The 21,324-nt window shown below is 60.4% G+C and carries 19 protein-coding genes; 12 read left to right on the forward strand and 7 right to left on the reverse strand.

Features of this window, described 5'->3' with window-relative positions; translation table 11 throughout:
• Positions 1 to 2 precede the first annotated feature (2 nt).
• Entirely contained in the window at positions 3 to 395 is a 393-nt protein-coding gene (locus P0D52_RS00255; RefSeq protein WP_394693451.1) for a metallopeptidase family protein, read from the reverse strand.
• Between the two features lie 80 nt (positions 396 to 475).
• Between P0D52_RS00255 and P0D52_RS00260 the strand changes: the two genes are divergently transcribed.
• The 6 genes from P0D52_RS00260 to P0D52_RS00285 all read left to right on the forward strand — a co-directional run bounded on the left by P0D52_RS00260 (position 476) and on the right by P0D52_RS00285 (position 9,660).
• Positions 476 to 922 carry an MmcB family DNA repair protein gene (locus P0D52_RS00260; protein ID WP_394693452.1) on the forward strand — a complete coding sequence of 149 codons (447 nt, stop codon included), beginning with the start codon at positions 476 to 478 and terminating at the stop codon, positions 920 to 922.
• Between the two features lie 118 nt (positions 923 to 1,040).
• Positions 1,041 to 2,603, forward strand: coding sequence for a hypothetical protein (locus tag P0D52_RS00265; RefSeq protein WP_394693453.1), 1,563 nt, complete (start codon positions 1,041 to 1,043; stop codon positions 2,601 to 2,603).
• A gap of 123 nt (positions 2,604 to 2,726) precedes the next feature.
• Positions 2,727 to 4,490, forward strand: coding sequence for a sensor histidine kinase (locus P0D52_RS00270; protein ID WP_394693454.1), 1,764 nt, complete (start codon positions 2,727 to 2,729; stop codon positions 4,488 to 4,490).
• Complete coding sequence (locus P0D52_RS00275; protein WP_394693455.1) at positions 4,487 to 5,137, forward strand: response regulator; 651 nt, start codon at positions 4,487 to 4,489, stop codon at positions 5,135 to 5,137. Before P0D52_RS00270 ends, P0D52_RS00275 begins: the two co-directional genes overlap by 4 nt.
• 236 nt (positions 5,138 to 5,373) lie before the next feature.
• Positions 5,374 to 7,491: a DUF3857 domain-containing protein gene (locus tag P0D52_RS00280; protein ID WP_394693456.1), complete on the forward strand. Its 2,118-nt coding sequence runs from the start codon at positions 5,374 to 5,376 to the stop codon at positions 7,489 to 7,491.
• 54 nt (positions 7,492 to 7,545) lie between these two features.
• Positions 7,546 to 9,660, forward strand: coding sequence for a DUF3857 domain-containing protein (locus P0D52_RS00285; RefSeq protein ID WP_394693457.1), 2,115 nt, complete (start codon positions 7,546 to 7,548; stop codon positions 9,658 to 9,660).
• 2 nt (positions 9,661 to 9,662) lie between these two features.
• On the opposite strand, the gene P0D52_RS00290 is transcribed toward P0D52_RS00285, so the two are convergent.
• Positions 9,663 to 10,211 carry an ActR/PrrA/RegA family redox response regulator transcription factor gene (locus tag P0D52_RS00290; RefSeq protein ID WP_394693458.1) on the reverse strand — a complete coding sequence of 183 codons (549 nt, stop codon included), beginning with the start codon at positions 10,209 to 10,211 and terminating at the stop codon, positions 9,663 to 9,665.
• A gap of 31 nt (positions 10,212 to 10,242) precedes the next feature.
• Positions 10,243 to 11,556, reverse strand: coding sequence for an ActS/PrrB/RegB family redox-sensitive histidine kinase (locus tag P0D52_RS00295; RefSeq protein ID WP_394693459.1), 1,314 nt, complete (start codon positions 11,554 to 11,556; stop codon positions 10,243 to 10,245).
• Between the two features lie 113 nt (positions 11,557 to 11,669).
• Between P0D52_RS00295 and P0D52_RS00300 the strand changes: the two genes are divergently transcribed.
• Positions 11,670 to 12,320, forward strand: a complete 651-nt coding sequence (locus P0D52_RS00300) for an SCO family protein (protein WP_394693460.1) — start codon at positions 11,670 to 11,672, stop codon at positions 12,318 to 12,320.
• Positions 12,321 to 12,347: 27 nt separating this feature from the next.
• Positions 12,348 to 13,577 (forward strand): polyhydroxyalkanoate depolymerase, encoded by a 1,230-nt coding sequence (locus P0D52_RS00305; RefSeq protein ID WP_394693461.1) that lies wholly within the window; start codon positions 12,348 to 12,350, stop codon positions 13,575 to 13,577.
• Here P0D52_RS00305 and P0D52_RS00310 read toward each other — a convergent pair.
• Positions 13,574 to 14,032, reverse strand: a complete 459-nt coding sequence (locus tag P0D52_RS00310; protein WP_394693462.1) for a hypothetical protein — start codon at positions 14,030 to 14,032, stop codon at positions 13,574 to 13,576. The two genes, P0D52_RS00305 and P0D52_RS00310, sit on opposite strands and share 4 nt — an antisense overlap.
• A gap of 64 nt (positions 14,033 to 14,096) precedes the next feature.
• Between P0D52_RS00310 and P0D52_RS00315 the strand changes: the two genes are divergently transcribed.
• A complete protein-coding gene (locus P0D52_RS00315) occupies positions 14,097 to 15,221 on the forward strand; it encodes a PQQ-dependent sugar dehydrogenase (protein WP_394693463.1) in 1,125 nt (374 codons plus the stop codon).
• Position 15,222: 1 nt separating this feature from the next.
• Here P0D52_RS00315 and P0D52_RS00320 read toward each other — a convergent pair whose 3' ends face one another.
• Both P0D52_RS00320 and P0D52_RS00325 read right to left on the reverse strand, forming a co-directional pair.
• Entirely contained in the window at positions 15,223 to 16,902 is a 1,680-nt protein-coding gene (locus tag P0D52_RS00320) for a hypothetical protein (RefSeq protein ID WP_394693464.1), read from the reverse strand.
• 84 nt (positions 16,903 to 16,986) lie between these two features.
• Positions 16,987 to 18,918, reverse strand: coding sequence for a transglycosylase domain-containing protein (locus P0D52_RS00325; protein WP_394693465.1), 1,932 nt, complete (start codon positions 18,916 to 18,918; stop codon positions 16,987 to 16,989).
• Positions 18,919 to 19,088: 170 nt separating this feature from the next.
• Between P0D52_RS00325 and P0D52_RS00330 the strand changes: the two genes are divergently transcribed.
• Positions 19,089 to 19,268 (forward strand): hypothetical protein, encoded by a 180-nt coding sequence (locus tag P0D52_RS00330; protein WP_394693466.1) that lies wholly within the window; start codon positions 19,089 to 19,091, stop codon positions 19,266 to 19,268.
• Positions 19,269 to 19,358: 90 nt separating this feature from the next.
• Positions 19,359 to 19,667: a hypothetical protein gene (locus P0D52_RS00335; protein ID WP_394693467.1), complete on the forward strand. Its 309-nt coding sequence runs from the start codon at positions 19,359 to 19,361 to the stop codon at positions 19,665 to 19,667.
• Positions 19,668 to 19,674: 7 nt separating this feature from the next.
• Here the strand turns inward: P0D52_RS00335 and P0D52_RS00340 are convergent, their stop codons facing one another.
• Entirely contained in the window at positions 19,675 to 20,199 is a 525-nt protein-coding gene (locus P0D52_RS00340) for a hypothetical protein (RefSeq protein WP_394693468.1), read from the reverse strand.
• Between the two features lie 63 nt (positions 20,200 to 20,262).
• On the opposite strand from P0D52_RS00340, the gene P0D52_RS00345 reads away from it, so the two are divergent.
• Positions 20,263 to 21,264: a glycerophosphodiester phosphodiesterase family protein gene (locus tag P0D52_RS00345; RefSeq protein WP_394693469.1), complete on the forward strand. Its 1,002-nt coding sequence runs from the start codon at positions 20,263 to 20,265 to the stop codon at positions 21,262 to 21,264.
• Positions 21,265 to 21,324: the final 60 nt, after the last annotated feature.

Raw genomic sequence — 21,324 nt, forward strand, 5'->3', positions numbered from 1 at the left:
GCCTAGCCGGCGGCCTCCTCGATCGCATGCATGTCCTCGTCCGAAAGGCCGAAATGATGGCCGATTTCGTGGACCAGAACATGGGCGATCAGGAATTTCAGGCTGACATCGCCGCGCTGTGCCCATTCCCTCAGGATCGGCTTGCGGTAGAGCCAGACCTGGTCGGGGAAGGCTATCGGGTCGCTCACCGATTTCTGCGTCAGATCGACCCCGTGATAGAGACCCGAGAGCTGATACGGATTGGTCATGCCGAAATGATCAAGGGTCTCCTTGTCGGCAAAATCCGCGACACGGATGGAAACATTGCCGCACATGCGGCGGAAACCGTCGGGTAATTCGTTGAAGGCCGCTTCGGCAAGATCGGCGAACTGGTCGATATCGGGAGGCTGTTGCATCTCTCTTTAATGGGGTGGCGGGCGCGGCTTTGCCAGCCCGTGTCTTGATTTTGGAACACAAGTGGAACATTGTGTCGGTCATGAATGTGTCGCCCCTCGCATCCGAAGCCAATCCGGCCATTGATGATGCCCGCCTTCTGGCGCGCGGCGCGGCGCGCCTGCTCTATGACATGGGCTATACGGCGATCCCGGAATTTTCCTTCAAGACCGGCCGGCGCGCGGATCTGTTCGCGCTGGGCCCGAAGGGCGAGATGACCGTGGTCGAGGTCAAATCGGGAATGGCCGATTTTCGCGCCGATACGAAATGGATGGAATACTGGGGCTGGTGTGACCGGCTCTATTTTGCCGTTTCGGACCGCTTTCCACATGAGGTCTTGCCAGAACAGGCCGGTCTGATCATTGCCGACGGGTTTGGCGCAGCCATTGTGCGTGAAAGTCCGCATGATCCGATCAATGCGGCGCGCCGCAAGTCGGTGATGCTGCGCTTCGCGCGCTGCGCGGCAGAGCGTCTGGGACGGCTGGATTGAACGGCTCCCCTGTTCAGGGGATACGCATGAAGGAGAAAATGTGGAATTTCTGAACATGGCCGGGCTGGTCTGACGACCAGAACATGCTCGCACCGGAATCCAGTTCAGGAGAATTTTCATGTTCGTCTTGCGTTTTGTCGCTTTCGCTTGCCTGACCACAACACTATTTTCCTCGCCTGTACTGGCACAAGTGGTGTTGCGGTCATCGGTTTTACCAAATTCGAGAGCTGCAACCGTCAATCAGGCGACGACAGTGTTTGCGACCATGCTGAACTCCGGCGACAGCGAGTTGGCAAACTGTTCAGTCAGTCTGGCGGGCAGTGACCCCTACACGTTTTCCTATCAGCGAACGGATGCCGCCAATGCTCCCGTGGGAACCGCAGATACGCCCTTCTCCATCCCGGCCAACACTGCGCAATCCCTGCTTCTGGCCTTCACACCCAGTCAGGCTGCCCCTGGCACAGAGGTTCAGTTGACCTATCGCTGTGACGAGGCGACCGCGTCGATCATACCGGGCGTGAATACAGTCTTTCTAACGGCTTCCGATACCGCGACGCCTGATATCATTCCGATACTGGCGACACCGAGCAGCGATGGAGTCTTGCGATTTGACACGCAAGGTCAGGTTCGCGCGATGTCGGCTGCTGCCATCAATATCGGAGAAGCGGCAGATATTGATGTATCAGCGCAAGCGCCTTTCCTTCCAAACAATGTCAGCCTGCAAGTTTGCGAAACCAATCCGGTAAATGGCACATGCCTCACTGCGCGGGCATCTTCGGTCCGCGTCAATTTTGCTCGGAATCAGACACGCACCTTCGCCGTTTTCGCGGATGCTGCCGATAATGCGGGTATTCCCAATCTGCCGGCCGTCTCGCGCCTGTATCTTGTTTTCAACGGCGTTCCGGCACCTGAGCGCGACGTTGATACAGCATCTGCACTCTTCCCCGCGACACCTCCGGTCTATGGTGCGACGTCATCGGCTGCTATCGCGCCGGGACCCGGCGGCGATGAAGTTCTGGGCATCTATCGCGGCATTCTGAACGGCGAGCCGGGCGTTTTGCTGGTTCACGGTTTCAACCAGGTTATCATGGGCGGTGGAGGCACCCTGATTGATGGCATCAGTTCAGGGGTGGGATTTCCCAATGCCGGAAGCTATTCCGCAACCACCACGGGGATTGGGGATAGCGAATACCTGCCACGTGTTGGTATCGGATCGACGTCAGCAACATACCAGTCGCGATCTTTCTTCCGTGGCAGCTATCGGCATATCAGCGGGAGTCCGATCTATGACTTTCAGGCCGCCTGGGATCCTGAGTCCCTGAACGTCTTCTACGCCGATGACACTCCGGTTGGCAGCTGGTCGATTATGTATGAATCTGCATCTATCGGCACTGTGACGGTGGATGCCGGCGGAAATATCGACGGAGCGATCACCTGGCCAGCCGCCGATGGTGCCGCCGCCGAGCAATGCGATGTCGCCGGCATCACGGGTGGGGGCGGAAGGGCCGGCTTCAATCTGGGAACCTTCATTGTCAATGCAGACGGTTGTGGTCCAAGTTTCTATTTTCATGGATATTATGCAGACCGTGGAAACCAGCGGGTCATGGCAGGATATGCAGTCAAACAGGCTTCACGTTCCGGTACGCTGGACATGTTCCCAGTTGAACTCATACGACAATGACCGCCTCCGGCGAGGACTCTTGACCGGCGGCTCCATCGGGCGGTCAATGCCCTCATCATGATCCAAACACCATTCTTCCGTTTGGCCGTTCTGCTCTCGCTCGCGTTTTGCGCGACGGGAGGAATGGTGTTCCTTGCCTACCAGATTTCAGGGCCCGGCATTGCTTTCCCGCTTGTGTTCTGGTGGCAGGCTGGTGTTGGCAACGGAGCTTTAGCAATCTCCGGGTGGGTGTGGAGTCTGCGACCCGGAGATCTCGCGGCGCGCCTTTTCTTCGTGAGCGGTATTGCCACGTTCTTTTTCACGCTGTCGCCGGCTTATGCCTCAATCGACAATGTGGCCTATATTGATGGCCTCCGCACGACGATCAGTCTCCTGAACGGCGGCGGCGCCTCACTGTTCGGCATGTCGATGATTGCGCTGTTTTTAGTCTATCCGGTGAAGCTGCCTCATTGGCGATTCTGGGCTCTGACGGCTTTTGCATTTTTCGGATTGGCGACAATCTTTGTGCTCAGAGGCTCGATCATTCCCTTTGCCAGCATGGATGCTGTCACGCTTTCAGAAATGCTGGTGATTTTCGCTGCTCTCATAGCCCAGTATGTGTTGTCACGCGGTGATCCGAAGGCCCGCGCGGTGCTGATCTGGCTGGGAGGAGCCGTCATCATCGGTGCTGGAGCTTTTATCTCGCTTGTCTCGGCGCCTCGAACGCTCGGCTTCCCGCCAATACTCGACCCACGGCTCGCCTTCGGATTCTTCCTGATCATCTACATCGGTTGCGCGGCCGGTCTGGTTCGGTACAGGCTGTTTGAACTTGGGGAGTGGGCTTACCGGGCGCTCTTCTACGTGCTGGCCGCTGCGTTATTGCTGGTGCTAGATGCTTTCCTGATACTGACACTGCCACTCGATCCGGGGCCTGCGCTCGCCGTTTCGGTCATCATCCTGTCATTGGTCTATCTGCCATTCCGGGACCGGATCGGACGCATGTTGCTGCGGCGTGGCAACCTGGATGATCAACAGCTTTTCCGGGAAGTGACTCATACGGCCTTTGCACCAAAGGGGCGGCGCGCCGAGCAATGGCAGCGGAGTCTGGCCACCGTTTTCAAGCCACTGGAAATCGTTGAGATTGAAAACGCCGGATCGGACCCGGTCATCAGAGACGAGGGGCTTGCGCTTTATATGCCAAAACTTGCCGAGGGATCGGCTCTGGAGCTTCGCTATCCCTGGAATGGTCAGGGATTGTTCGGGCCTGCACAGGTGCGCACGGCAAGGCTTCTGGTAGATCTCATGCAGCGCGCCGAGGAAAGCCGTGCGGCCTATGAGCGTGGCGCGAGTGAGGAACGCAGCCGGATTGCGCAGGACATGCACGACAATATCGGTGCTCAGCTGATGGGCGCGCTCCACAGCCGCGATGCCAGGCGCAAGGATGCAATGATTCGGGAATCGCTGACAGATTTGCGTAACATCATAAACAACACGCCCGCTGAGGGCGGTCAGCTGGCCGATGTGCTGGCGGATTTGCGCGCGGAAACGTCAGAACGCATGGCCGCTGCCGATATTCAGCTGGATTGGCCGGTCGATCTCGAGGCGTGCGCTACCCTTTCGCCCGAAGCCGGTCATGCCTTGCGGTCACTGATCCGCGAGGCCGTCAGCAATACAATCCGGCACTCGCGCGCACAGAGCTTCGCTTTTGCGCTGACAGCTACAGACGGGCGGATTGATATTGTCGTGATCGATGATGGGGTCGGGTTTGACCCCGGAAAATCCCACGCCGGACACGGGCTCGAGCATATGCAAAATCGCGCCAGGGCGCTGGGGGGCGATATTCAGATTCAAAGTGACAAGGGCACACGGATCACGATGTCGCTGCCCGGATTGACGGGGGAAGGATGATAGGGCGGGCCCTGATTGTGGAGGATGTAGCAGAAACCGGCGATTGGCTGTCGGGCATTGTTGTTGCCGCCTATCCCGATTGCGAAGTTGCCGTGGCCAGAAATATGCGCGACGGTCTCGCGCGGGTCGCGGCGACAGACTTTGATCTCGCGCTGATAGATTTGCGATTGCCGGATGGCTCGGGGCTGGAAGTGCTCCGCAACATGAAACTGCTTCAACCAAAGGCCGTGACTATCGTGACCACCGTCATGAGCGAGGATTCCCACATCGTCTCGGCATTGTCTGCAGGAGCCAGTGGATATTTGCTCAAGGAAACTGACACGGAATTGCTGACCCGACAGCTTGTTCAGCTGACCCAGGGTGTTCCCGCGATTTCTCCGGCAATCGCCCGGCGTATTATGGAGCATTTTCGTCGCACGGGGCCGGTGGAGGATGATGAACCGGCATTGACCCCACGCGAATCCGAAGTGCTGGGTCTGATTGGGCGCGGCATGCGAAATGCCGAAGTCGCAAAGGCTCTGGCCCTGGCGGACAGCACCGTCGCCAGCCATATCAAATCCATCTACCGGAAGCTCGGTATCAGTTCACGTGCGGAGGCGGCGTTGCTGGCCAACCGGCTCGGCCTTTCCGATCGGAAACATTTATAATTGCCAGGCTTTCTAATGTTGGCATGGGGCGGGATGGTCGGCAAAGCCTGATCCCAGAGTGGCAACAGCCGTCGCAATGTTTCCGCATTGGCGGAGAATGACGGCGCGCCGCAAGTCGGTGATGCTGCGCACTGCGCGGTCGAGCGTCTGGGACGGCTGAAGCTGTAAAAGTTTTGACTCCCCCCATTCCGGATCACCCGCTAGGGTAGGCAAGCGGGTTCTGTGGGGGGTGTATTGTGTTAGCGCGGATTTTCCTGGCCATTGTGTTTGCAGTGCCATCGGCCGTGGGGGCGATGTGGGCCTATTATGAGGTCGAGGGCCTCTATCGGGATGCCCAGTCGCTCCGTTCGGGCGCGTATGATGTTGCGGCATCGCAGGCGGAAACGCCCGCCGTGCCGCGCACCACAACCCGGGCGGCCGAGCCGCAAGTCTCCTTTGCGCCCACGCCCGGTTTTGTCGAGACCATCGCGCCGCTCGGACCGGATTCCTATGACGAGGCGCCGGCCAGCGGGGCCCAGATCCTTCTGATCGACCAGCAAACCGATGCACGCGGCGACACCATGCTGATGTATTCGCGGCTGGTGGCGCGGGCGGCCAATTCCTATGCGCTCGCCGATATCAGCCAGATCCGCATCCCGCTGGATCCGGCCCTGCAATCGCTTGAAATCCATGCCATTCACGTGATCCGCGGGGAGGAGGAGCTGGACGTCACGCAGGATATCAGCGTGGATTTCCTGCGCCAGGAAAACGCGCTGGAGCAAGGCTATTTTCTGGGCCAGGTTGTGGCGCTTCTGCGCATTCCGGGCTTGCGGTCGCGGGATATTGTCGATGTCTCCTATTCTGTCCGGCACGACAATCCGGTGATTGGCAATCGCCACTCCGAAAGCCGCTATTTCACATCCGCAGTGGAAATCCCGCATTATCATTTCCGCTCGCTCTGGCCGCGCCGCGGCTTCGAAGCGGTCGTGCTGCCGGAGGATTTCGGGATCGAACGGCGCGATGAGGGCCGCACAACGGAATTCCGCTATGGCCCGGCGGCCTTGCCGCAACAATCTCCGCCGCAACTTGTGCCGCCCTGGCGGGTGTCGGTGCCCTTCTTTGTCGCGACCCGGTTTTCCGACTGGAATGATGTGGCGCGCTGGGCGGCGCCTTATTACGAGCCCGAGATCACCGACGCGATCCAGGCGATTGCCGACGATATTCGCGCCGAGCATCCGACCCGGCCGGAGCAGATTGCCGCTGCGCTGCGCCATGTTCAGCGCGAAATCAATTATTTCGCCATCCTCCTCGGAGAGGGCGGCTATGTCCCGCTCGGACCGGATGAAACGCTGCGCTATGCCGAAGGCGACTGCAAGGCCGTGACCCTGCTCTTGCTGTCCATTCTGGCGGCGCTCGATATCGAGGCGGATGCGGCGCTGGTCTCAACGGAATCCGGCCGCGGGATTGATGTCCTGCCGCCCAGCCCGCTCTCCTTTGACCATGTGATTGTGCGGGTAAGGTTTAACGGTCAGTCCTACTGGCTGGATGCGACCCGTCCCGAGCAGGCCGGGCGTCTGACGACGCTGACCCAGCCGGATTTCGGGTTTGCGCTCATCGTGGATGAGGAGACAGACGGCCTCGTTGAAATGGGCGAGGCAGACATTGACCAGCCCCTGATCGAACTGACTGAACGCTTCCGCATCCTGTCGGCCGGGCGCAATGCCGAGGCCGAGGCCGAAATGGTGCTCGAGCTGCGCGGCGAGATGGCGGACAATAGCCGCTATGTGCTCGAGGAGGGCGGTGAGGCAGCGGTCCGCGACAGTTTCGTCAACACCTATATCAACCGCTTCGAGGGCGAGTTCGATATCGCCGCCCTGGAAATCATGGATGATCGCGAGCGCAATATCCTGACCTATCGCTGGCAGGGCAATGTGCAGCTCATCGATTACGGCGATGATGATCAGGCCATCCCGACCTATGCCTTCGGGGTTCACGGCGCGGCGCCCATTGTGGTGCTGGCGCCGATCGGCGATCGCGAATTGCCGCTATTGATGCCCTATCCCTATTTCGCCCGGCAGACGACGATGGTGGAATGGCCGGAAGATGCCGGCTTTCTGCGTCCGGCGGATGCGCAATATGATATCTGGTCGCCCACTTTCCGGATCTCCAGCGATATCCGTCCGGATTTTAACACCGCGACGCTGACGGCGGAAACGCGCGTGCTGGCGCCGGAATTGATGCCGGACGAGTTCGAGCGCGCCGATACCGCCATGCAGTCGGAAGAGCTGAATTACCGCGTCATGGTGCTGGGCGGGGAGATCAGCCAGTCGGACCGCGACCGGTTGATGGCCGGCAGCTTCCTGTCGACGCGCTAGCGTGACGTTCGGATCACCCTTCAGGGTGGAAGCAAGATGAAAGTGGGAACAGATATGAAGATTGCGTTCGGGTCTGGCAGGCTGTGGCTGATTGCCGCTTTTCTTCTGTGTAGTGTTTCCACCGCTTCCGCATTGCAGTCCGGGCGACTGCCGGGCGGCTTACCGGATGTTCCCCGGACTACAACACGTCAGATTGAGCCGGATGTGCGTTTTGCGCCCACGCCTGCCTTTGTCAGGGAAGTCGCGCCTCTTGGTCCGGAACGATATGAGGACGACCCGGTCGGCGAAGGTCAGGTTCTGCTGATCGACCAGCAGTATGACGGCCGCGGCGAAACGCTGATTCAGTATTTTCGCCTCGTGGCCCGCGGCACAAGCCAGCCCGCGGCCGGGGCCATCAGCCAATTTCAATTACCCATGGATCCGGCGCTCAGTTCGCTGGAAATTCATCACGCAAGATTCATCCGGGACGGACGCACGATAGATATGACACGCGATGTCAGTGTTGATTTTCTCCGGCAGGAAGAAGCGCTCTCTCAGGGGCTGTTTACCGGGCGGGTCAATGCGCTGGTTCGGATTCCGGGAGCGCGTGCCGAGGATGTCATCGATATTGCTTACTCTTTGCATCATCGAAACGAGGCCGTCGGCAATCGCCATTCGCTTATGGCGCGCTTCGATTTCGCCGAAACCGTCGATCATTTTCATTTCCGGGCGCTTTGGCCGGCTGAGGAATTACGCGAACGGGAATTTGGACCGCCCTTGAGTTTTCAGCGTCGCGTCTACGGGAATGATGTAGAATTTACCTATGGACCCGCCGAGCTGGTTGCGACGAAAACCGAACTGCTTGTGCCGCCATGGCGCTTTACGCAGCCGACCGTCATCCTGACACGTTTTGAAAGCTGGGCCGATCTGGCTGGTTGGGCAGCGCCTTTATACCAGCCGCGGATTACGGCGTCTGTTCGGGACGTCGCCGACACTATCCGCCGTGACCATCTTTCGGCCGAAGACCAGATTGCCGCTGCGCTTCGGTATGTTCAGCGGGAAATCAATTATTTCGCCATCCTCCTCGGAGACGGCGGCTATGTCCCCCTTAGTCCCGAAGATACGCTCCGCTATTCCGAAGGAGACTGTAAGGCCAAGACCTTGCTATTGCTGTCGATTCTTGCTGCGCTGGGTATTGATGCCGACGCTGCGCTGGTTTCCGTCAGCATGGGTCCGGGACTCCTGGAGTTACCAGCAACGCCGATTCTGTTCGATCACGTGATTGTAACGCTGACACAGGGCGGTCAGCGATACTGGCTGGACCCCACTTCGCCGGAACAATTCGGGAGTTTGCGCTCACTGACGCCCGCCGATTACGGCTACGCTCTCGTGCTGGATTCGCAGACCCGGGGATTGATGGACATGTCTCTTCCCGACCGTCCGCCCATGCTGGTTGTGACGGAAAACATCGATCTGATTTCGCTAGCCGACAGCCGGGCCGAAATGACGCTGGAGTGGGTTTTCAGTGGCGAAGCCGCGGATCAAATGCGGATGGCCCATGACCATCTCGGCAATGACGTGGCTCTTCAGCAATTTTCCGATTTCTATTCCCAGCGGTTTGATGAACGTCTGGACTTTGCCAATGGCGATATCGTTGATGACCGGGAGAATAATCAATTTATCTTTCGCTGGTCCGGACTGGTGCGTCTGATCAATTACGTCAACAGCCGCAGGCGGCCGGTTTTCGCTTTGGCGGCACATGCGCCAACGATGGGTATTTTTCTTGCTCCGACCGAGCAGCGTGAACACCCGCTGATCTTGCCGCACGGGTATCATGCCCGGCAGGAAACACGGCTCACATGGCCGGAGCATGCAGACTTCCTGACCACCGAGCCCCATGACAATCGTATTCAAGCGCCCGAATTCCTGATCGAGACACGTGTTGTCGCCGGCGAGCATTCTGCGACTCTGACGGCTGAAACACATGTTTCCGGTTATGAATTCGATACCGATGCTCTGGAACCGGTTGCCGGCGCTCTACAGCAGATTACGCCCTATGACCGATTGATGATCGTCGGAACCGAGCGAAACGTCACGGGGCGCCGGAGGGATGAATCCATCAACCCGCAGGAGGCAATGAGACTGACGGTCGGCACATTTCTTCCTGCCATTACCGAAGTGCGCCGCTAGCGCTAGCGCGGGGCGCGTTTCGCCAGAATCCGTTGCAGTGTGCGGCGGTGCATGTTCAGGCGGCGCGCCGTCTCGGAGACATTGTGATTGCACAATTCGAAGACGCGCTGGATGTGCTCCCACCGGATCCGGTCGGCTGACATCGGGTTTTCGGGCGGGGCCGGCTTGTCGCCCGGCGACAAAAGCGCCTTGACCACATCATCGGCATCGGCCGGCTTGGCCAGATAATCAATCGCACCGGATTTTACAGCCGCCACAGCGGTCGCGATATTGCCATATCCCGTCAGCATGACCGCACGGCAGTCATCGCGGGAGGCGTGCAGGGCGCGCACCACATCCAGCCCGTCTCCATCTTCCAGACGCAAGTCGACGACCGCGAAGGCAGGCGGATTGCCGCGCGCGATTTCCATCGCTTCCGAGACTGTCCCGACCGCCGAGACGATAAAGCCACGGCTGGTCATGGCCCGGCCGAGGCGCGTGCGAAACGGCGCATCGTCATCCACGATCAGGAGGGATTTGTCCTCGGGCAGGTCAAGCGGTGTATCGGTCATTTGCGTCACTCATTTCCGTCTATGGGGTTATCTAGACCGCTTCCTCGTGCGCTTCCACCCGGTTGCGCGGCCACTGGATCATGACATTCGCCCCGCCGAGCTCGCCGCCATTGGCAAAAACCGCCTTGCCGCCGAGGCGTTCGATCATGGTGATGGCGATGAAGGTCCCCAATCCCATACCGCCGCCGACCTCGCCGGAGCGCCGGGAGATATAGGGCTCGCCAATGCGGCCAAGGACTTCGGGCGCAATGCCCTTTCCATCATCATTGATCGAAATGCGGATGGTGTCGGCATCCCATTCGCCTTCAATGATGACGGTGCCGGTGGCAAATTCGACGGCATTCTCGACCAGATTGCCCAGCCCGTAGAGGAATTCCGGCTGGCGGGCGAGATAGGGGGCGGTGCCTTCCCCTTGCGTGCGCAGGGTGATGGAGGCGCCAAGGCCGCGCAAGGGCGCGGCGATTTCATCCAGCGCATCGCGAAAGGCCATGCGATCATGCATCTTGTCATGTGCCTCGCGCTGGGCGGAGAGACGCTGGAGAATGTCGCGGCAGCGTTTGGCCTGCGAGACCAGAAGCTCGGCATCCTCGCGCAAGACTGCATCCTGGGCCTCGCGGGCGATTTCCTTGGCGGTGAGCTGGATGGTGGCGAGCGGGGTGCCGAGCTCATGCGCCGCGGCGGCTGCCAGCGAGCCGACGGCGGAGAGTTTCTGTTCGCGCGCGAGAATGGCCTGGGTAGCGGCCAGCGCTGCGCCCATGCGCTTGGCTTCATGGCCGATCCGCCAGGCATAGGCGGCAGTGAAGGCGACCGCGATGATGAAGGCGGTCCCCAGCCCGGCGACATAGAGCGGCGGCAGATGCAGGGTCTCGCCCCTTATCCACGGCAGCGGCAGTGCAAACAGGGACATGGCGCCGAGGCCGGACAGGCCAATCGCGGCCAGACCCAGCGCATAGCGTGGTGGCAGGGCGGCGACGCCAATTGTCACCGGTGCCACCAGCATGACAACGAAGGGGTTTTGCAGTCCGCCAGTCAGAAGCAGCAGAATGGTCAGTTGCAGGACGTCGAAGCCCAACTGGACGAAGGCCTCGTGATGCGAGGTCAGGCGCTGGATATCGCGCGTGATGATGAGGCCGAGATTGAGTGTGGCGCTGGCGGCGACAACGGCCCCACACAGGGCCAGCGGCAGGTCAAAACCCAGAACGAGACTGACAAAGAGCAGGGTGGCGGCCTGCCCGAAAATGGCCAGCCAGCGCAGAACAATCAGCGTGCGCAGGCGAACCCGGCCGAAGAAGGGCGCGACGCCGGGTGGCGGCGCATCCTGGGTGAGATCATAGGCATCCAGCATTGTGGGCCTATATATCCCGTCTCCTGCAAAAGTGACCAGATGGATTACACCTTGCTGCATTGCACAATTTTCCAGACGGGTTCATCTTCCCGATCCCGAATTCAGGAGGACACGTGAAGTCGTTTTCTGGTCTCCCGATCTGGCTGATCCCGCTGATGGCGGGCATAGCCGCACTGGTGCTGGTCTTCAGCCTGTTGGTGCTGTTCGATTCGCGCCCCCAACAACAGGCGGGCGAGGTCGTCTCGTCAGGCCGTGCCGATATTGGCGGCCCGTTCACTCTGGTCGATCATACCGGCGCGACCGTCACCAAGGCGGATTTTGCCGGCCGGCCCATGCTGATCTATTTCGGATTTACCTATTGTCCGGATATCTGCCCGTTCTCGCTGCAGGTGATGGCGGCCGCGCTGTCCGCCTTGCCGGAAGACCAGCGGGCCGAGTTCCAGCCCATCCTGATCACCGTGGATCCGGAACGCGATACGCCCGAGCAATTGGCGCAATATGTCTCCAGCCCGGCCTTCCCGGACAATCTGGTGGGGCTGACCGGTACGCCGGAGCAGATCGCCGCCGTGGCCGCTGAATACCGGGTAATCTATCGCCGCGCTCTGGAAGAGGGGGCGCCTGAAGATACCTACACGATGGATCATACATCCCTGATCTATCTGATGGACCGGCAGGGCGAGTTCCACAGCGTCTATGCCCATGGCACGCCGCCGGCCCAGCTGGCCGAAGGACTACAAGACTTCCTTGAGGAAAGCCCGCGATAATCCCGCGCGGCATTAAAGAGGTATCCCATGCTCTACAGCATGTTCGAGTTAAGCAGACTGGCGATGGCACCCTGGCGGGTTGCCGCAAACGCCACGCGCAAATCCCTTCGCGCGCCCTGGAATCCGATGGGCGATACGCTGGCGGGCCGTACCATGGCGGCCAGTGCGGACCTGTTTGAATCCATGACGCGGAATTACGGCAAGCCGGACTGGGACCTGCCGACCACCACGATCAAGGGCAAGGCGGTCGCGGTCACGCCGGAAACCGTGTGGTCGTCTCCGTTTTGCAATCTGGTACATTTCAAGCGCGCAGGTGCGCCCAAGGGGCAACCGAAAGTCCTCTTCGTGGCACCGATGTCGGGCCATTATGCAACGCTCTTGCGCGGCACGGTGAGGACCTTCCTGCCCGATTGCGAGGTTTACATTACTGACTGGGTCGATGCCTCCATGGTGCCGATCACGGAAGGCCGGTTCGATCTCAATGATTATGTCGACCATGTCGCCGATATGATCCGCGCGGCCGGAGAAGGCGTGCATGTTGTGGCGGTTTGCCAGCCGGGTCCGCCCACGCTTGCCGCGATTGCGCTGATGGCCGAGGACGAGGACCCCCTGCGTCCGGCGTCCATGACCTTCATGGGCTCGCCCATTGATGCGCGCCTGTCGCCGACCGTGCCGAACAAGCTGGCGGAGGAAAAACCCTTCGACTGGTTCGAGAAGAATGCCATTCACACCGTGCCCGCGCCCTATCCCGGGGCGATGCGCCGGGTCTATCCGGGCTTTTTGCAGCTGTCCGGCTTCATGCAGATGAACTGGGAACGCCATGTCGATGCGCACTGGCAATTCTTCAATCACCTGGTCGAGGAAGATGGCGACAGCGCCGATAAACACCGTCAATTCTATGACGAATACCTGTCCGTGATGGACCTGACCGAGGAATTCTACCTTCAGACCATTACGGATGTTTTCCAGGAGCACAAATTGCCACGCGGTGAATTCGAGCATCGCGGCCGCATCGTCGATCCGTCAAAAATCACCGACATCGCGCTGATGACGGTCGAGGGCGAGAACGACGATATTTCCGGCATCGGCCAGACCCAGGCCGCGCATGACCTCTGCTCCAACATTCCTGAATCGATCCGGATTGACTGGGTGCAGCCAAAGGTCGGCCATTATGGCGTGTTCAATGGCAGCCGGTTTGAAAAGGAAATCGCGCCGCGCATGAAGGTTTTCATGAAAGAGAAGGGCCGCAAGGCCTAGCGGCCGGGCTTTGCCAGAAGCGCAAACACCCACCCGCCCAACGCGCCGCCAATGCCGATAATCAGCAGGCCCCAGAGATCGCGGCCCGAGCCGATGGGCGTGATCGTGGAGGCGAGGACGGTCTGGTAGAAGAGCTCGATGGCGTAGATCATCACCATGATGGTGACAAAGCCGGACAGGACGTAGCCGAAGGTTCGAAGCGCACCGAGTTGCCGCGAGATCAGGCGGGCCACCGGAAAGGCGATCAGATAGCCGATGGCGGTCAGAAGGATCAGCGTCGGCGCAAAACCCGCAAGGTCGGTCAGGGTGGCGTCCAGCCGGACATTCAGGGGCATGCCGGCCCCGGCATTGACCAGATATTGCAGCACGACCTGCGTCGACAGAATGGTGGTGGCGATGCCGCCGATGAGAACGGCAATCCCGTAGGCGATGACAAGTCGGGTCCATCCGGGCATGTTCAAATCCGATCCGAGCACTAGTTTGATAGCTAATCTAACCCAAGACACGACAGGTGACACGATGTGGTTTCGATCCTCGCTGATGTTTCTGGCACTTTCCAGCCCGGTTCTGGCTCAGGAGACAATCCCCAACACGGCCTTTGAGGGCGAAACGGACGTGGTGGCCACGGGGCTGGTTCATCCATGGTCGCTGGCTTTTCTGCCCGATGGCGACCTGCTGGTCACCGAGCGCGGTGGCCGCTTGCGCCTGATCACCGAAGACGGGCTGGTGGCTGAACCGGTTTCCGGCGCGCCCGAGCCTTATGTCGCCGGGCAGGGCGGCATGCTGGATGTCGTCCTGCATCCGGACTTTGCGGAGAATGGCTGGGTCTATCTCACCTACGCCGCCGGCAATCGCCGCGCCAACCGTCTGGCCATTGCCCGCGGACGCTATACGGAAGGCGCGTTGAGCGATGTCGAAACGATCTTTGAAGCCAATATCTCCAAGGATACGGATGCCCATTATGCCGGACGCATGACCTTCCTGCCCGATGGCACCTTCATCGTCACCATTGGCGAAGGGTTTGACTATCGCGAAGAAGCGCAGAACCCGTCCAACCATTTCGGAACGACCGTCCGCCTCAATGATGATGGATCGATCTCGGCGGATAATCCCGATATCAAGGATGGCGCGCCCGGCGTCTATTCCTGGGGGCACCGTAATGCCCAGGCCATTCTGTATGATGCGGAATCCGGCCGCATCATCTCGCACGAGCATGGCCCGCGCGGCGGTGATGAAGTCAATTTCATCGAGCCGGGCGTCAATTATGGCTGGCCGATCGCGACCTTCGGGATTGATTATTCCGGGGCGATCATCAGCCCCTATGAAACCTATCCCGGTATGCGCGATCCGATTGTCGTCTGGGACCCCTCCATCGCGCCGGCGGGCATGACGCTTTATCGCGGCGACATGTTCCCCGAATGGGATGGCGATCTGCTCATTGCCACGCTCCAGCCAGGAAATGGCGAGACGCGCTCTGGCCATATCCGGATCGTGGATCTCAACGAAAACGGCCTGCCACAAGGGCAGACCGTGATCCTTGGAGAGCTGGAGGCCCGGATGCGCGATATTCGCACCGCACCGGACGGCAGTCTCTATGTGCTAACCGATGCCTATGACGGCTCGGTCCTGCGCCTCTCGCGCTAGCCTATTCTTCGCCTTCCGGCGGGATGGCGGTGATGGAAATGCCCATCGCCTCGTAATCCAGATTTCCGGCTTCGGCCTGGGCGACCAGATCAGCGACGCTGACCGGCGTATCAGGCGTCATGCGGATTTCGACAGAGCCGCCATTGGCAATGAAATCGGTCATGGCGGTGGAGAATTCCGTCAACAGGGGCCGCGGAATCTCTGCCGGGGCGCCCATTGTGCCGAGCGCGATCATGGCACCGGCCTGGTTGCGCAATTGCTCCTTCGACATGCCCTGCATGGCCGAGGCTGCCGTGAGGGCGCGATCCATCAGGGACTGGTCCTCGAGGCGGAAGACGAAGCTGTTGAGCACCAGCGGTTCGAGCAGGCTCATGATCTGCTCTGAAGACGGCTCATCCATCGTGTAGCCCAACTCCATGGCCGCGAGGGAATAGGCCATCAGGCCGGTCATGTCGCTTTCGATCTCGACCCGGAAACCATCGGTCATGGCGAAGTAGTTTTCACCATCCGTATAGGCCCGGTCCGTATCCCGCTCATAGACAGATGTGCCTTCGGAGACGAATTCGAGCTGGCTGTAATTCAGCATGCCAAGCCCCATCGCCATCTGCGCGCCGAGGGCATAATCGGTGTCCGGCGCAATGATCAGCGGAGTCATCTCCGAGACATAGCGAACTTCATTGCCATCATCCTCGACATTGGCGGTCAGCGAGTCGAGCTGCACGGTGATGCCGCCGACATTGGCGCTCAGGCCGCGAATGGTGGCGTTCTCATAAGCGTCCAGCGGATCGAAATCCTCCGGCATTTCCGGAATATCGTCGACGTCGTCATTCGGCGTCTCGTCCGACAGGACCGCATTCATCATCGCGAACTGGGCGACGAAGGGATAGGTGACGGCCTGACCAATGCCGTCGGCGGACATTTCTTCCAGACGGAAATCGATAATGCCGATCTCGTCGTCCGTGCCTTCAATGACAAAGTTCATCAGCTCGAAACGGCCAATCGTATATTCGGCCAGATCGTCGATGGCGAGGCGGCCAAGCGATACGGCAAAGGTGTTGCCGTCTTCAGAGCCGGAAACATTCAGCCCTTCAACCGCGAACAGGCCATAGGTCCAGTTGTCCTGGTCCATTTCAACGTCGATATCCGACTCGCCGGAAAAACCGAGCGCGACCGCAGAGGCCATGGCGGCATTGGGTTGTTCGATTACAAAGCGGTCGAGCGTGCCGTCAAAGTCCTCGTCATTTGCACCGACCAGAATGTCGTCGATGGAGAGCCGGTCGAAGATCACATTGCCGGCCTCGTCAAAACGGGGTCCGGCCAAAGTCATGGTCGCCGCTGTCAGCGTGTTATTACCGCCGCCACCGTTTTCATCGTCCATGAACCCGGTGTCATCCGTATCCTGGCTCTTGGTGCCATCCTCTCCGGCGTCTTCCATGTCGTCGCTGTCATCGGGGAAGGTGAAGGTCAGGCCGGTAAAGGTATAGGTGCCGTCGTCGAATGTGCGGCTGTCCCAGCTGACCGCGCCATCGCCGGAATTGGCAAGATGCAGCGCTTCCAGCGCGCTCGAAGCGGTCGTCTCGTCGACCTGGGTGATCTGGATATCGTCGCTTTCGGTCGCAGTCTCATTGCTGCACGCGACCAGCGCCAGTGCAGATACAGAAATAATCAATGCCGTTTTCATGAAGGGTCCCCGGATAAAATGTGACAAGGCAAACAGAATTGCCGCTCATCGGCAGTTCTGCAGCCAAAAATGACTTTGTTAAGGCTAGCCGCCAACGCCGATGCGAGACAAGAGGGAAGAGATCGGGTCGCGTTCCTCTTCCTCCTCCGGAATCTCCGGCGCCGTCCAGTTGGCCGGGACGCCGGCTTCGGGCGGCGCGGCGGTCATGAAGGCGCGGAAGATGGCGGCGGGCGGCCCGGATCCGGCGGCGCGGTCGGTGGGCGAAGAATCGTCATTGCCGACCCAGACCGCAGCCGTCAGTCCGCCGGTATATCCGGCAATCCAGGCATCGCGATTATCATTCGTGGTGCCGGTCTTGGCACCGGTCACCGTGCCGGGCGGCGCTGCAAAACGCGCGGTGCCGGAGCGGGCCGTGGTTTCCAGAAGACGCCGCATCCAGGACAGGGTGCGCTGGTCCAGCACCGTCTCGATCTCCGGGATATCCCTTTGCCAGAGGAGTTCGCCATCGACGGTCTCGATCCGATCGATCATGTGGGAATGGGCGCGCTGGCCGCCATTGGCAAAGGCGGTATAGGCCGTGGCGAGCTCGACGGGCGTGACCTCGAAGGATCCCAGCGCCATGGAGCGGTCGACGCGAATTTCGCTCTCGATGCCGAGGCGATGCGCCAGCTCGGCGATGAAGCCATGGCCGGTTTCTTCGGCCACGCGGGCGGCGACCACATTGGAGGAGCGCGAAAAGGCGGTTTCCAGCGTCATCGGGCCGGAATACTGGCCGTTATAATTGGTCGGGGACCAATTGCCCCAGGAGACCGGCATGTCATCGCGGACATCCTCGGGCCGCAAACCGCTTTCAAACGCTGCGGCATAGACAAAGGCCTTGAAGGCCGAGCCGGGCTGACGCCTTGCATTGAGGGCGCGATTATAGGGGCTTGTGGCATAGTCTATGCCGCCGACCATGGCGCGGATGGCGCCGTTGCCGGACATGGCCACCAGCGCAGCCTGATCGGCACCGCGCGCGGTTTCCGGGTCGGTCATGACACTGCGGACCGCCGCTTCGGCGGCGCGCTGGGCCTGAATGTCCAGCGTGGTGTAAACGACGATGTCGGCCTCGCGGTCACCGGCGAGCTCGCGGGCCAGGGATTCGATGGTGTCGATGAAATAGCCGGCCCCCGGCGTCGAAGCGGCGCGCGCGACGCGAATGGGCGTCTGGGCGGCTTCAATGCGCTCTTCCTCGGTGATGCGGCCGGTCTCGTACATCAGATCGAGAACGACGGTGGCCCGGGCCGCGGCGCGCTCCATGTCATTGGCGGGTGAATAGCGCGACGGGGCTTTCAACAACCCGGCCAGAAGCGCTGCCTCTCCGAGGCTCACATCCCGCGCCGAGCGGCCGAAATAGCGCTGGGCGGCGGCTTCAACACCATAGGCACCCGCACCGAAATAGACGCGGTCGAGATAGAGCGCGATGATTTCATCCTTGGAAAAGCGCTGCTCCAATTGCCAGGCCAGCACCATTTCCTGGATTTTGCGGACAAAGGTCCGGTCAGAGGTCAGAAAGAGATTCTTGGCCAGCTGCTGGGTGATGGTCGAGCCGCCCTGCACAACGCGTCCGGCCCGGATATTGGCCAGCATGGCGCGCGCCACGCCGCGAAAATCGACCCCGCCATGCTCATAGAAGCGCCGGTCCTCGACGCTGAGGACGGCATTGACCAGATAGTCCGGCAATTCATCGACCGAGAGCGAAGCGCCGCGGCTGGCCCCACGCCGCGAGATGACCTGGCCATTGCGATCGAGATAGACTTCGCCGCCGAGCCGGGGCTGCGCCAGTTCGATGTCCGAGACATTGGGCAGGTCGCGCGTGATCGCGACCAGAAAGGCGGCCGCCGCCAGAAAGCCGATGACGGCAATCGACAGAATGAAGCGAAACCAGCCAAAGCGCTGCCCGCCGCGCGGCGCGGACCGGCGCTGCGGGCTTTGACGCCGCCTCCAGGGGGCGGGGGGTTTACGGGTCTGGCTCAAAGAAGGCGTCGCTCCGGCAGGAATCAGTATTCTCTAGTCTGCAAGCTTGATCGCCTGACGGCGTTAAGGCGGCGTGAATGTGGCGATTCATCATATTGCGCCCTTGCGCCGCGCTTTTCCCTGCCGCACCATGATTCCGGCCTCTTTTGCAGGGGTTGAGAGGGGAATCCATGTTGAAGCGTCTCAGCGTATTTATTCTGGCCGCCGCCGGCGCGCTCGCCCTGTCGGGCTGCATCACGCCCTATGAGGGCCGCCCGTCGGTGTGCGAAGGCAATGGCCCAAGCGATCCGAACTGGCCGTATTGCTCGGGCGATCAGCCCGGTGGCAGCGAACCGTCCGACTGGCCCTAGGCGGCCCGCATGAACACCGGATGAGCAAGGCTTTCAGGCTTTGCTCAATCGGGCTTGTGTTGTCTTCCCTGACCTACAGGGGAGATGATCATGGAATTCTTGCCAGACTATCTTGATATCATTCCGGTCGCGGCGCTTTGCGCCCTGCTGATCGGTGGCGCTGTCCGGGCCTTTGGCTCGAAATGGCTGTTTACCGCGCTGCGCCATGTCGCGGGCTTCGCGATGCGCCGACGTGGTGTGTCGACGGCCCTGCTTGGCGCGACGGCGTCTGCCGGGCTGGCGGCAGCCAGTGCACTGGGCGTTCAGCCGGTGGAAATGGGCGATGCGGTCGGCTGGTTCCAGTCGCAATTCCTGGACATGGCCCAGGCGGCTGAATTGATGGACGCCTTGCCGGACTAGGGCCTCGCTATTCGCCCTCTTCGGAATGCAGGAATTCAAAGCCCATGGCCCCGCCGCCATAGACGCCATTGGCATAATGATCGGCCTGATCATTGAACCAGTCCGTCAGATGCTCAAACAGGATGACGAAGAATTCCTGCAACCGTTCTTCTGTGATCGGCAGGCGGAAGGCAAAATTGCGGCCGCCGACAATGCCGACATCCAGATCCGGACCTTCCTTTTCCGCTGACAGGACGATGCGGATCCAGTCGCCTGTGTGGGAGACTCGTACGGCGAGGCCGAACTTGATCTCGCCCAGTGGCAGAAAGCCCTGACCGGACACGGAGAACGCGCCCGAGCCATGATCCATTGGGGCAAACGGCCCATCGGGCGGCACCAGATAGACGCATTTCTTCCGGTAGCCGAGATATCTGCAAAACCCCGTCGAGATTTGTTCGGCAAGGGATCGTACCAGCGCATAATTCTCGAGACTGGCCTCGCCATAGCGGCTGGCGGCGGCGGCCAGGGTGTCAAAACGGGTGGGCGCGCTCATCTCTGTCTCCCAATCATCATGAAGACAGGCTAGCCTGTTGCCGAGTGATTGGGGAGTGGTGTCATGCGCACAGCAATATTACTGGCCGGACTGGGTTTGATGGCGTGTTCGCCCGCCGCCGATTCGCCGTCATCGGAGACGGTGATGTGGAATACGCGCAGCGGCGCGCCGCCGCTGGTCATCGCCCATCGCGGGGCCAGCGGGGATTTGCCGGAACACACGCTGGAAGCCTATGCGCTGGCCATCGAACAGGGGGCCGATGTCATCGAGCCTGATCTTGTGGTCACGGCAGATGGTGTGCTGGTGGCGCGTCACGATGGGTATCTTTCGACCACAACAAATGTCGCCGATCATCCCGAATTTGCGGATCGCCGAAGAGAGTATCTCGGTCATACCGACTGGTGGGTGCATGATTTCACGCTGGAGGAATTGCGCACACTGCGCGCCGTCCAGCCCCAGCCCAATCGTGATCAGTCGTATAACGGGCTCTATAATATCCCGACCTTTGAAGAGGTTCTGGCGCTGGTTGATACGGCGGAAGCCGAGTGTGACTGCGTCATCGGGATCGAACCGGAAGTGAAGCACCCGGAAGAATTTGCGGAGGCGGGCCTTGATCCCTTGCCCATCCTCAATCAGGTCCTGCTCGATCATGGCCTCTATTCCGAAGACGCGCCGATTGTGGTGCAATCCTTTGATGCCGGTTTTCTGATCCGCATGAGTGCGGTCGCGCCGGTCCGCCTGGCCATGCTGTATTCGTCTCCGGACGAGCCGGGCGGGGATATGAATGGCTATCCGCTGGAAGCGGTCGCGCAATTTGCCGACGGTCTGGGCGCGAACAAGGCCCTGCTGCTCAATCCGGATGGCACGTCGACCGGCTTGCTGGAGGAGGCGCATGCGCTGGGCCTCGACATTCATGTCTGGACGGTGCGCGATGACCGTGAACCGCTGGTCGGCGAAACGGTCGAGGATGAATTGCGGGCGCTCTATGCGCTGGGCGTGGATGCGGTCTTCACCGATTTCCCGGCCACGGCGGTGCGCGTGCGGGCCGAGATGGCGGGAGAATAGGCGGCAAAAGAAAACGGCCGCCGGTTGAACCGACGGCCGCTTGCCTGTCCTGAAATCAGA

Source organism: Hyphobacterium sp., assembly GCF_043584775.1.
GTDB lineage: Bacteria > Pseudomonadota > Alphaproteobacteria > Caulobacterales > Maricaulaceae > Hyphobacterium.